The 13161-nt window shown below is 38.3% G+C and carries 10 protein-coding genes; all 10 read left to right on the top strand.

What is annotated here, in order from left to right; all coding sequences use genetic code 11:
- Window positions 1-191 precede the first annotated feature (191 nt).
- The 10 genes from NI470_RS08545 to NI470_RS08500 all read left to right on the top strand — a co-directional run bounded on the left by NI470_RS08545 (window position 192) and on the right by NI470_RS08500 (window position 13007).
- Window positions 192-875, top strand: coding sequence for a hypothetical protein (locus NI470_RS08545; protein WP_005107019.1), 684 nt, complete (start codon window positions 192-194; stop codon window positions 873-875).
- Window positions 876-889: 14 nt separating this feature from the next.
- A complete protein-coding gene (gene tssB / locus NI470_RS08540) occupies window positions 890-1399 on the top strand; it encodes a type VI secretion system contractile sheath small subunit (RefSeq protein WP_253148198.1) in 510 nt (169 codons plus the stop codon).
- Window positions 1386-2867, top strand: a complete 1482-nt coding sequence (tssC, locus tag NI470_RS08535) for a type VI secretion system contractile sheath large subunit (protein ID WP_180087332.1) — start codon at window positions 1386-1388, stop codon at window positions 2865-2867. Before tssB ends, tssC begins: the two co-directional genes overlap by 14 nt.
- A 51-nt stretch (window positions 2868-2918) precedes the next feature.
- The gene (locus NI470_RS08530) at window positions 2919-3422 is read left to right on the top strand and encodes an Hcp family type VI secretion system effector (protein ID WP_180087333.1); all 504 of its coding nucleotides are present in this window, start codon (window positions 2919-2921) and stop codon (window positions 3420-3422) included.
- Window positions 3423-3500: 78 nt separating this feature from the next.
- Window positions 3501-3992 carry a type VI secretion system baseplate subunit TssE gene (gene tssE / locus NI470_RS08525; RefSeq protein WP_253148199.1) on the top strand — a complete coding sequence of 164 codons (492 nt, stop codon included), beginning with the start codon at window positions 3501-3503 and terminating at the stop codon, window positions 3990-3992.
- Window positions 3989-5797 carry a type VI secretion system baseplate subunit TssF gene (gene tssF / locus NI470_RS08520; RefSeq protein ID WP_253148200.1) on the top strand — a complete coding sequence of 603 codons (1809 nt, stop codon included), beginning with the start codon at window positions 3989-3991 and terminating at the stop codon, window positions 5795-5797. The genes tssE and tssF overlap by 4 nt, the downstream gene beginning before the upstream one ends.
- Complete coding sequence (gene tssG / locus NI470_RS08515; protein WP_253148201.1) at window positions 5761-6756, top strand: type VI secretion system baseplate subunit TssG; 996 nt, start codon at window positions 5761-5763, stop codon at window positions 6754-6756. Before tssF ends, tssG begins: the two co-directional genes overlap by 37 nt.
- Entirely contained in the window at window positions 6753-8192 is a 1440-nt protein-coding gene (locus NI470_RS08510) for a hypothetical protein (protein WP_005246460.1), read from the top strand. Before tssG ends, NI470_RS08510 begins: the two co-directional genes overlap by 4 nt.
- 34 nt (window positions 8193-8226) lie before the next feature.
- Window positions 8227-12060 (top strand): type VI secretion system membrane subunit TssM, encoded by a 3834-nt coding sequence (gene tssM / locus NI470_RS08505; protein WP_253148202.1) that lies wholly within the window; start codon window positions 8227-8229, stop codon window positions 12058-12060.
- Between the two features lie 185 nt (window positions 12061-12245).
- Window positions 12246-13007 carry an OmpA family protein gene (locus tag NI470_RS08500; RefSeq protein WP_410550537.1) on the top strand — a complete coding sequence of 254 codons (762 nt, stop codon included), beginning with the start codon at window positions 12246-12248 and terminating at the stop codon, window positions 13005-13007.
- Window positions 13008-13161 lie beyond the last annotated feature (154 nt).

The raw sequence follows: 13161 nt of genomic DNA, 5'->3' as shown, positions 1-13161 counted from the left end.
GTCTGCATTCATTGGTCGGAATCTTACCATTTTAAAAATTACATAAAATAATTTAACAAAAACGCATTTATGTATTGACTTCCTGTGATCATTTTTTGTTAAATCCGCAACTAGATTTTTGAATTATAAAAATAGAAAAATAAATTTTGATTATAAAAATACAAAACAATAACCAAAAATTGAGGCTTATTTTGAAAAATAATCTAGGTTTTATTGTATTGCTCATCTCAGGGATGGCGCAGCTATGTTTTGCTCAAACCCATGCAGCAGAATTAAAAAAATCATGTATCAAGAGCTATCCACAAGCAAAAAATGATACTGATTCAACTATCATTGATTTATACCAGCAGTTATGCGACAAGACAGCAAGAAAAAATATGCATCTGCAGCAGCAATTGTCTACCCAAATTGCCAAACGCTATGTTGAAGTCGGTGATCATCTGAAAGCGCTCAATTTAATCGAGCAATTACATCAGCAAAATTACATTCATCAGAATTTAACTGATCTGAAATTCCTGGCAGGGATCGGGATCTCTTCCCAAAGCCTAGAACAGATGCGTAGTACAGAAGTCCGTGCCTTAAATGACTTTACCTACCCACAGGCCAAATCGCTGACTGAACATATTTATCTGGCACAGCCTGTAGCAAAATTTTCTGAATCTGCATCAACGACGGCGCGGAATTCAAAAGTAAAAAATACTAAAAATAAACCAAATAACCCAGTAAAACAAAGCCTAAGTCAAAACAAAAATAAAGTATCGAAAAGCAATCTAAAAAATAATACGGCTGCTATCAGTAATAAAAAAACAGAAAGTATCAGTACACGAACCCACACTCCTAGTACTAATCCATTTGGATCATTAAATAATAATTAATAAGGAAAATCATGATGGCTAAACGTGAAAGTGTACAAAAAAAATTACAGCGTATTCGACCACCACGGGTGCAATTGACCTACGATGTTGAGGTAGGTGATGGCCGTGAAGTCAAAGAGTTACCTTTTGTAGTGGGAGTTTTGGGAGATTTTTCAGCAGCGTCTGAACTTGAAAAAACCAAGCTCAAAGATAAAAAATTTATCAATGTAGACTTGGAAAATATTGATGAGGTGATGCAGTCTCTGGCGCCTCGTGCCAGTTTTCAGGTGGAAAATAGTTTGACTGAAGAGAGTGGTAAAATATCACTAGATTTGGTTTTTAATGCAATGGATGATTTTCGGCCAGAACAGGTAGTCCAACAAGTCGAACCTTTGCGAAAACTGGTAGAAGCACGAGAACGTTTAACTGATTTACGCAATAAAATATCCAATAATGAACGTCTAGAAGATTTACTGGATGATATTTTAAAAAATACCGACCAAATCCGTAAAATGAGTATGGAGGCAGACAATGAATCACTCTAATGCTGCAACTACCACGAATGTTGCTATTGAAGAATACTCAATTCTGGACTCTATTGTTGAACGTAGTCGAATTGCGCGTAATGAAGAAGAACATGATCGGGCCAAAAGTTTGATTGGTGAGTTGGCCAAGGAAGTCATGGCCGGTACCGTTATAGTTTCAGACAATATGACCTTGGCTTTAGATAAACGCATTGCAGAAATTGATGCGCTTATTTCTACCCAGCTGAGCAAGATCATGCATCACGAGCAGTTTCAAAAAGTTGAGTCCACCTGGCGAGGGCTGTATTACTTTTGTCAGGAAACGCCATCACACTCTTTAATTAAAATTCGTATGTTGAATACGACCAAAAAAGAATTGATTAAAGATTTTCAAAGTGCCAGCGACTTTGATCAAAGTACTCTATTTAAAAAAATCTATGAAGAAGAATATGGTTCATTTGGCGGTGCGCCTTATGCGACCCTCATTGGTGACTTTGAGTTTGATCGCACACCTTCAGACCTGTATTTGCTCGAGCAGATTTCACATGTAGCATCAGCGGCACATGCACCGTTTCTCTCAGCTGCAAGTCCTTCCATGTTCGGATTGGAAACTTTTACTGATATTGATCGCCCACGCGATGTTTCTAAAATTTTTGAAACAGCTGAATATGTGCAATGGCGTTCATTCCGGGAAAGTGATGATGCTCGTTATCTGGCATTGACTATTCCACGAGTATTAGGCCGTTTACCTTATCATCCTAAAGATGGCAATACGACAGCAGGCTTTAACTATGTAGAAGAAGTTTCAGGTGAAAATCATAATGAATACCTGTGGATGAATGCTGCTTATGCTTTGGGGACGCGTTTAACCAATGCCTTTGATATGCATGGCTGGTGTGCTGCGATTCGTGGGGTTGAGGGTGGCGGTTTGGTCGAAGGTCTGCCAGTGCATACCTTTAAAACCAATGATGGAGAAATCATATTTAAGTGCCCGACTGAAATTGCGATTACGGACCGTCGTGAAAAAGAACTCAGTGATCTTGGCTTTATTCCATTAGTACATTGTAAAAATACCGATTATGCCGCGTTCTTCGGTGCCCAATCTACCCAAAAACCAAAGAAATATGATAACGATATTGCCAATGCCAATTCCGCATTATCCAGTCAGATACAGTACATTATGGCAGTCTCGCGAATCGCTCATTATTTAAAAGCAATGATGCGAGATAAGGTGGGAAGTTTTACATCTGCAGGAAATGTCGAAGCATTTCTAAACGACTGGCTGTCTCAATATGTACTTTTGGATGACGGTGCTTCACAGGAAGCCAAAGCACAGTATCCACTGCGTGAAGCTTCGATAAAAGTTGTAGAAAATCCGGATGAACCTGGACACTACAAATCTGTGGTCTTTTTGAGACCGCATTTTCAGTTAGACGAGTTGTCTGTATCTTTACGACTGGTCACTGAGTTACCGCAGTCGAGTCATTAAGACCGCTGCTAAAATTATAATAATATTTATAACAACAGGAAAATTATTAAAATGAAAGACATTTACATCCAGTTTCGCGGCAAATATAAAGTTGATGGTGAATCTCGTGATTCGGAACATAAAAGCTGGCTAGAAGCAAATTCTTGGTCGCACAACATTCGTCAGCCAAAATCTGCAACATCTTCTAGTGTAGGCGGTCATACTGCAGAACGGGTTGAACATTCCGACATGATTTTTATGAAAGATCTGGATGCAACCAGTCCAAAACTTTGGGAAGCATGTTCAGCAGGTTATACCTTCGATGAAGTACAAATCGATTTTTATCGCGCTAATGGTGACAAACGCGTTAAATACCTGCAAATTAAATTAAAACATGTACTGGTTTCTCAGGTTACTCCGATAGTAAATCAAGAAGGCGTTCCAACAGAAGCTTTTGGTTTGAAATATGCTGCAGTTGAGTGGACGTATAATCAACAAGATATTAACGGTACACAAAAGGGTGCCGTGACCAAGAAATGGTCACTATCAAATAATACTGCCTCTTATGCAGCGTAATTTGATCTTTTAGAGGCTGGTCCTGATCAGCCTCTCTCTTGATATTTATAAAAATAAATAAAATTAGACTATAACAATATGAATTTGGATCAGCTTTATCCTTACGGATTTAGAACAACATTATTTGACCGTCTCTTGTCTCAGGATACTCAAAGTTCTCAAGGCCTTTCTTTACAGGCGTTGAGAGAGTCGGTGGCTGCCGATCTCGAAGATTTATTAAATAGCCGTATGGCTAATCTGGATACGATGGTTAATGGTTATGATCAGGTCAAACGTTCAATTCTTCAATTTGGCATCATTGATTTTGTGGGGCTCTCAACAGCGAATCCAATGGAACGGGATAAAATCTGCCGCTCGATTGAACAGTCTATTCACGCGCACGAACCTCGTTTAAAGCAGGTTAAAGTCGAGATGCTGATGGATGAGCATAACAGGGGAAGTCTGTGTCTCAGTATTCATGCATTCTTAAATATTTATCCCCTATATGAACCGGTAATTTTTGACGCATTCCTCAAGCCTACTACGCAACAATACGTAATTTTGTCTAAAACATCAGCAGGTGTGCTGTGATCGAAGAATTATTACCTTATTACGAAAAGCAATTACAGGAATTTGGGCAACAATCACGAGAGTTTGCCAATAAATACCCAAAAATTGCCCAACGCCTTTCGTTGAATCAAGAGCAGATTGATGATCCGCATATCGAAAGACTGATTCAGGCATTTTCCCTGATTTCTGCCCGGATCGATAAGAAACTGCACGATAGTTATGAAGTATTTACACGTGCTATTTTTGAGGTGATGTTTCCACAGTACCTTAAACCTTTTCCAGCATGTTCAGTGGTCAGTTTTGACGATGCCATTAAAATCCGACAGCTTAAAAGTAGCCAGCAGATTCCCAAGCAAACTGTATTAAAATCAAAAAGTATCCGTGGGGTACAGTGTGAGTATCGTACGACAAACCAGGTTAATTTATTACCAATCGCCTTAAAATCTGTTAATTTTAAAACGCATGCTTCGACTCATGTTCATTTAAATCGAAATGCAACCTTGAGCTTTGGTTTTGAAATTTTTAACCAGCAGCAGCGACTGTTGGAACAACAAAAATTACCTATTTACCTGGATGCAATTTCCAGCTTTCCATTGCAAGTACTAGATTGTATTTTTAAGCCAGAGACTGGTTTTTCTGTAATAGTACAGAATCAAGAGATTGATATTCAAAATCCATTTGAACTAATGGGATTTACTGAAGCGGAAAGTGCGCTCCCAGTTGATCAACATACTCATCATGCCTATCGTTTATTAATCGAGTATTTTTGCTTTCCAGAAAAATTTAATTTTCTTAACCTCAATCTGAGTTTTTTAAGAGAATTAAATATAGAAACCGCAGAATTTGAGCTACACATTCATTTTAAAATAAATCTGAATGATCAAGCTATGATCAGAAATTATTCAGAATTAAATAGCGCTAATTTCAAATTATTTGCGACACCAGTTATAAATTTATTCCCTAAACAGGCTGAGCCACAAAAAATTGATCATCTGCGCCTGGAATATTCATTAATAAGTGATGTACATCATCCTGAATATTTTCAGGTATATGCGATCACCGAAATGAAGTTATTGAGAGAGAAACGCGAGAACAGTCAAAAAACTTATCCCGTATTACCTTTTTTTGCCATGAGTCATTATCATCAGGCTGATGCTCAATTTTATTATCACCTGTTGCCCGAGCAAAGTAATACCAGGCATACAGAACTGAAATATTCGATTATTTCCAAATCTTTAGAACCACAAAAAATTTCATCAGACTTTATCAGTATGCAGTTGTTATGCAGCAATCGGGATTTACCGTATGAAAGTTATAACAAAGATCAGAATAACTTATCTCTCAATGACAATAGTTTGGCACGTAAAGCCATATTATTAAAAAGACCCAATTTACCTTATTGTTTTGATCAAAAGCAGCAAGAACAGTGGCGAATTATCTCGCATTTATCATTGAATAATCTTTCTTTAATGAAAGCAAATGCAGTCAGTCACATTAAGGAATTACTTGAACTGTATAACTTGCCGCAATCCAAAGACAACCGGCTAATTATTAATTCAATTCAATCGATCCAGTTTTCTCTGAGCCAGAAGTTGCGTGAGCATAAACCATTTCCACTTTTTGTACGGGGTGTCAAAGTTGAAATCCAGATCGATCCAGAAGTCTTTAGAGGAGCCAGTCTGTATATCTTTGTGCAACTTTTAAATCATATTTTTAATTTGAAAGTTCAAATGAATAGTTATGTGGATATGCACGTCATAGATTCAAAGTCAAAACAGGAGTTATACCAATGCATACAGAATGTTGGTGGCAAAAGGCTTCTGTAGTTGATCGGCTCTTTCAGCAGCCGACCAGCTTTGAATTTATTCAAGCCACGCGATTATTAAGACATGCACCTGCACGGAACAGACATCAAGGATGGAGTAAATCATTTGAATTTATTAGTTCACTCAATCTTAATTTTCCAACTTCTGAAATTGAATCATTGCAATGTCAAGATCATAAAGTTCAGATGACCAATTTAATCGTGGGGTTGACTGGCGTACAGGGCGTATTGCCTTATATCTATACACATAAAATTAAACAGAGTACCGGGGCACAACGAGAAGAAAGCTTACACTTTCTCGGACTGTTTAATCATAAATTGTCTGCACAATATGTCGATGCCTGTCTGAATTATCATTTACCACTGCGTTATGAAATTGAGCATGAAAATCATTATCTAAACATGCTTCATGCTTTGAGTGGCTATAGCGGTCAACAACATGAACAGCAACCTATAGATGACTATTTTGCTGAGTTTTCAGGCTTGATGCAGGGGCAAAATAATACCCATTATGCGTTAAGCAGCATATTGTCTTGTATTTTTAAATATCAATTTAAGATTAATGAGTTTATTCCGGAAAGCTTTCAACTGGATGATCAGCAAAAAAGCGGTTTGGGAGCTTTGCAACCAGTTTTACTGGGAATCAACAGCTTCTGTGGAGAGACCATTCAGCAAATTGATGAAAAAATTGAAATCGTCATTGGTCCATTAAAACGTGAAGACTATATAAATTTTTTATCTGAAGGAATACATAGCGCCAAATTGAAACAGTTACTTCAAACCTGGTGTAGCCCGACCATGTTAGTGGATCTTCGGTTGATTCTAGACAAAGATGAATTATGCCCAGCCCAACTTGGAGAAGTACATTCGATGGGGCTAGCCAGAGGAGCTTTATTAATGCTGAATCCGGCAATCCACAATGCGGAAACCTGCTATAGCCTGATAGGAAAAATGTCATGATTAAGCGTATTATTCAGACTTTTATAGTTTTATCCGTTTTAAACAATGTTCTTGTCATTTATTACTGGCGAGATACTCAATACGATCCATCAAATATTGATTTCCTATTATATTTTGGCATTTTACCTTTGTTAATTTGCTTGTTGTTATTAACACCTTATTTTATTTATAAAGCTGTAAAATCCTATAAACAAAGACAGCAAGAACAAAAGGATAGGGCTCATAAATCTCTTCAAGCACAACAGCAAGAATTAGAAAATAAAGAAGAATTGGATCAAGCGATTGAGGATTACACGCTCAATATTTTTTCAGCTGCCGCTTGGCACAGTTTTGGCGAAAATGCAGAGATCTTGCAGCACATGAAGCAGTTCAAGAGTCCTGAGCTGGACTCAGAACTGCTAAATCGTTTTGGTCTACCTATATTGACATATCGCATTCATTCTGTGGACCGCTTACTTGAAGAAAACAGAACTAATGAAGAAATGCTTCCGACATTACGGGAACAACGAATTCAACAGTTGATTCAACAACAACTCCAACAGCATGAAGAAAGTCTGAGCTTAATTTCGGAACAGTTAAAACGTTCAGCACTATTTTATGATCACGAACTGGCTTATCAATATCGAATGCATCCGGGATGGATACAGGAAAACTACTGTGAAGATGAAGAAAATATTGCCTCTAATCCAACAGCAGCAAGTCGATTAAATAGGCTGAATCTGCATATTTTATTGGTGGATCATATGACTGGGGATTGGAGTGATCTCTATCAAGAGCAGCTTATAAGTCAAATTCAACAACAATATGCATTGCTGCCTGCCCAAATTCATATCGAGTTTCATTTCCTGTCTGCTGATCGTGCTTATTCAGCGTTACTAGATTTAGTACAGGAAATTTCAGGTCAATCACATGAGATCAGCTTGATCATTATGGCGGATTCTGAAATTGATCAGGATTGTCTGGATCAGCAATTTTGGCAAAATGAAGAGTATATTGCTGCAGAATATACTGCCAGCTGGTGTTTATCCGCACATGACTTAGAGGTTGAGGGGATGATGCCTTCACGAATATTGACTCTCAGCAAGTACGTCACTGACCTATATGCGTACTTGGGTCAGAATCAGGTTGATCTGTCCTATCAGCTGGAACAGGCACATCCTTTTTTAGTTTTCTTAGATGAAGCCACTCAGTCTAAAACAATGAAAATAATACAAGAAAAATTTACTAATATTGATTTTGAGCCGGAGCATACCATTTATCCTCAAAGCTATTTGGGGCATACCCAACAATTGGCAGCAGTTTTTGCAGCGATGATGTCATCATATCTATACGACAATGTCATTACAATAAGCTATAGCACACAACAAGAATCAAGCTATTTATGTTTTAAAAATAAAGAAAGTGATCAACTGAATGAAATCTCATTAGTAGCCTAACTATTTATAAAAATTAAAGAAGAAAGAGATAAAAGTGAATACATTATTTTATACAGTCCTGGGGTATGTCTGGCAGTACATTAGCAACCCTAAAACAATGATGGCCTTATCCTTTTTAGTGGTCATTATTTCTATAAAAAATACGGTTTCTGATCGCATTTTCTGGATATTGCTGACCGTCTATGTCGCCATATTAATAGGCTGGGGGATTTATACACTTATCCGGTGTTATCTGCATACTAAAAAGGGTGAAGAAATCGAGACTGCCTTATCTCAAGGTTTTGCAGCTGAAAGCAAATACAATAATAAAGAAGAACTTCAGCAGATCAGTCAGCAAGTCAAACAATCTATTCAGTTGATTCGTAAGTTAAAATTAGACGATCGTAAGGGTCACGCGGCACTGTATGAACTTCCTTGGTATATGGTCATCGGTAACCCGGCGGCTGGGAAAAGCTCGGCGATTTATCATTCCGGTTTGCGGTTTCCTTTTGAAGAAACTCATCAGAAAATGGTCTCTGCCGGACTTAGCGGAACTCGAAACTGTGACTGGTTTTTTTCAACTCAGGGTATTTTCCTGGATACAGCCGGACGCTATTCAGTCTACCCGGAGGACCATTCTGAATGGTTAGGCTTTTTAAATATTCTCAAGAAAAATCGTTCTAAAGCGCCCGTAAATGGTCTTATTGTGATCGTAAGTATCGCTGAGTTGGTCAATCAAAGTCCGGAGAAATCTCTACAACTGGCCAAGAATCTGCGTGCCCGTATTCAAGACCTGACTGAACGTCTAGAAGTTTTTGCGCCAGTTTATTTGGTATTTTCCAAGATGGACCTGATTGCCGGCTTCACGGAATTTTTTGATTGTTATCAAGGACAAGAATTGGATCAGGTTTGGGGCGCAACGTTGGCTTATCAACCAGACTCGAGTGAAAATGCTGTTCAGCTATTTGAAAAGCATTATGGCATTTTATATGAGGGTCTGAAAAATGTAAGTATGACCCATTTAACCCGTCGGCATTCACAGCATATTTCACCCAGTGTAATGACCTTTCCACTGGAATTTAAGAGTCTCAAACCGGTATTAAGAACCTTTATTTCCACTTTATTTCAAGACAATCCTTATCAGTTTAAACCGGTTTTTCGTGGATTTTATTTTACCAGCGCCTTACAGGAAGGCTCCATTGAAAGTCCAATGACAGAACAGATTGCTGAGGACTTTCATCTGATCCGCAGCGATAATCATGATCTTGGCCTGTCTAAAGAGTCTGTATCACAGAATCATGGTTATTTTCTGAAAGGTTTATTTTCTGAAGTGATTCTTAAAGATAAAAATCTGGTGAAGCAGCATATTAATCCGGCACGAAAACGCCGACGCTTTATGGCTTTTACTGGTGCTTTACTTACTGTATCGATGGTGTTGAGTCTGTGGGTGTGGTCTTATCGAAATAATCAGCAATTAATGGAAGAAGTTCAGGCGGACCTGAATAAGGTCGTACAGATGCAGAAACAGTCAGGAACGGAGCTGGTCACACAAATCGATGCATTATTAATTTTGCAAGCTCATCTACAACAGTTAGATCAATTTGATCAGAAGCGCCCATTAAAATACAGTTTTGGTCTATATCAAGGACAACAGATCAGGGAGAAACTGCAAGCTGAATATCTTAAAGGAATTGAGCAATTAGTATTGCAGCCCAGCCAGCAAAATATTGCAGAATATCTACAACGGGTAAAAAACAATGCAGCAGTTCTTAAAGAAAATCATATTCATGTGCAAATTAATCCGACTGCACAAGTTCAGCAACTCGCATTAGAACCATCTGACCAAAATCCGCAAGATGCTTATAATGCACTTAAAACATATCTGATGTTGAGTAACCGTAAATCTATAGATTCCAGTCATCTCAGCGATCAGTTGACACGTTTTTGGCGGACTTGGCTGGATCAGCATCGTGGTCAGCTGCCACGTGCTGAAATGCTGCAAAAGGCCGAGCAGTTACTTAGCTATGCCATGACACTGACAGATTCGAGTTCATTTCCCCAGCTGGATTCCGATACTGTTCTGGTTGAACAGACTCGCCAGGTTTTAACCGCGATGATGACCGGAGTGTCTGCACGAGATCGTGTATATAACAAAATTAAAATGCGGGCTTTGGTACGTTTTCCTGCATTAACGATCAAACAGATGGTCGGGGAGAATGCTCAGACAACCATGTTGGGAAGTTATGCCTTACCCGGTTTTTATAGCTATCAAGCCTGGAACGAATATGTACAACCTGCCATAGAAACCGCGGCGCAAAGCCCAACTGAAAGTAAAGATTGGGTACTTAATACATCACAGTCTGATGATTTGAGTTTTAGTGGCAGTCCTGAACAAATTCGACGCCAGCTGACTGAAATGTATAAAAAAGAATATATCAGCGAATGGCGTAAATTCTTGGGTGCCATTTATTATGCCAAGGCCGGTGACTTTAATCAGCAAACATATCAGATAGATATTCTTGGCGAACCAGAAAACTCACCGATTCGTAAAGTCATACAACGGGTAGCGCAAGAAACCAGCTGGGATAATCCAATGGTACAAGCTGAGTTGGCGGTTCCACAAAAAGGTTTTATTGCCTGGTTTAAACGTAAGATATTGCAACGTCATGATGGCAAGTTGGCACAGAATTCTGCATCGACTTTCTCTCAGGGGATGATTGCCAAAGACTTTCAGATCTTCTACCAGATTGTACGTACACGAGATGATTTGCAGAACCGGTCGCTGCTGGATGAGTATATGCAATCTCTGGCCAAGATACGGAGTCGCTTTAATGATCTAAAAAGTTCTGGAGATATTGGTCCGGCGAGCATGATGCTCCTTAAGCAGACCGTTGATGAGCAGAATTCTATCTTTAATATCACTCAAAAGTTTGTGGATGAGAAAATGTCGGTAGGAACCCATGAGCTGGATCAACAGCTGATTAAAAAGTTGTTTAGTGTTCCTCTCACACGTTCCTTTGAAAGTCTGATGCTTCCGGCACAAGCTGAAATGAACGAACTCTGGCTAATACAGGCCTATCAACCATTTAATGCAAATTTATCGCAAAAATATCCGTTTAGCAGTCAAGGTAGCTTACAGGCAACCTCTCAAGAAATTAATCAGATTTTTGGTGAAAATGGCAGTATTTCCCGTTTTGTCAAAGAGCATCTTGATCCCTTAGTGATCCGTCGTGGCTATAGCTTAAGCTCGAAAACCTGGCAAGATTTAGGGCTTAATCTAAATCCTGTGTTTGTTGCAAACTTTCAAAATTATGTCGCGCCTGTGAATGGTATGGCAACTGGTGAGTTAAATAATACCAGTCGTCAGGCAGTGAGACCCAATCAATCTAATTTCCAGGTTTACCCACTGGAACAGGCTCATTTATTGGCTTATACCATTGATATTGATGGACAAAGAATGCTATTTGAAAACGGAATTCAACAATGGGTGAATTTTATCTGGCCAAATTCCGGCGCAATTCCAGGCGCACGGATCACGGTGATTGATTTGGAAGGGAAGACCCATACCATTTTTGATGAGCCTGGGGAATATGGAATCAATCGTTTGATTGATAGTGCTCAGCGTACACAAAAAGGCAATATTTTTGAGATGGTCTGGCGCAGTAAAGAGAATCCTGAACTATTTGTGAAGACCAATTTTCGTTTGGTGAGTGGAAATAATGCAAGTTCTATCGGAAGTAATCCAAGTTATAGCAATTTACAGTTGGTGGATCAGGTTGTTTCGAATAAAGCAGTAAGAGTGGTCGCAGCACAGAATACGACGATGTCAGGAAAAACAGCTCAGATAACTAAGACGACTGCTGCAAACACAGGAACTTTAGCGCCATGATACTCATCAATCATATTGTAAATGGATCACGTGGGTGAATTGATATGAATTAAAAACAACCAATTTTAGTGTAGAAAATAATTCAAGGTTGGCGGTACTAGAATAGTCTTTAACTGAGAGTCAGATAAGCCTGACTCAAAGCATTAAATTAATTAAATAAACATTTATAGAAGCATAAAATGAAAATAAAAAATAAATACTTAAAGTTAAATAAAATCATTATTTTATTCTGTTTTTTAATTGGTTTTAATGTGCATGCACAACCTGTAATTGCTGAAGGTAATGTACCGAATAACAGTAGTAAGCAAGCTATTTTGGCGAAATTGTATTCAATTTATGGTCAGGAAAATGTGATAGATCGCATTCAGATTCGTCAAGTAGTAGCACCAACGGATTGGTCAAATATAGTCACTGATGTGATTAATGAAGACCTTAAAAAGGTTAAACACGGAATGTTAACAATTAAAGGTTCTGATATTCAGCTAACGGGTAAAGTATCAAATTCTTATGAAATTCATGATACTACAGAAAGATTTAAGGGTTTAACACCCGAAAATTACCGTTTAAATGCACAGCTTTCAGTCAATCAGGCAGAACAGAAGATTATTGATGCTGCATTAAAGAACCGGATTATTGAATTTGAATCTGGCAGTGCAATATTAGCAACTTCAGGTATACAGATACTGGATGAAATGGTCAGTGCCTTAAATAAAGTTAGCGGAAAAAAGATACGGATTATTGGACATACGGATAGTTCAGGCGATACTAATAAAAATCTCATGTTGAGTCAGCAACGTGCAGAAGCAGTAAAAGCTTATTTAATCGCAAAAAATCTTCCAGCGCATTTACTGAGTACTGAAGGTTCAGGTTCAAGTAAACCTGTAGCGGATAATGCAACAGCTGAGGGTCGTAAGAGAAATCGTCGGATTGAATTTGAAGTGCTTTAACGTTTAAGTTGCTTGAGCAGCTATAAGTATATGGTGAATGACCTGTATGAGTATATTAATAGTTGTTATTCACCAATTAAAATGTCTATGCGATAAACCATTTAAAATGTCCTGTTTTTAACCACAAGAGTCAAGCACAGGATTTAACTTTCTT

This window comes from Acinetobacter lwoffii (assembly GCF_024129115.1).
Lineage (GTDB): Bacteria > Pseudomonadota > Gammaproteobacteria > Pseudomonadales > Moraxellaceae > Acinetobacter > Acinetobacter lwoffii_T.
The sequence above is the reverse complement of the archived record's forward strand: the minus strand, read 5'-3'. Positions and strand labels throughout refer to the sequence as shown.

Coding starts and splice junctions, on each gene's coding strand:
- NI470_RS08510 (WP_005246460.1), top strand. CDS start 6,753: ATGATTAAGCGTATTATTCAGACTTTTATAGTTTTATCCGTTTTAAAC.
- tssB (WP_253148198.1), top strand. CDS start 890: ATGGCTAAACGTGAAAGTGTACAAAAAAAATTACAGCGTATTCGACCA.
- NI470_RS08530 (WP_180087333.1), top strand. CDS start 2,919: ATGAAAGACATTTACATCCAGTTTCGCGGCAAATATAAAGTTGATGGT.
- tssE (WP_253148199.1), top strand. CDS start 3,501: ATGAATTTGGATCAGCTTTATCCTTACGGATTTAGAACAACATTATTT.
- tssG (WP_253148201.1), top strand. CDS start 5,761: ATGCATACAGAATGTTGGTGGCAAAAGGCTTCTGTAGTTGATCGGCTC.
- tssC (WP_180087332.1), top strand. CDS start 1,386: ATGAATCACTCTAATGCTGCAACTACCACGAATGTTGCTATTGAAGAA.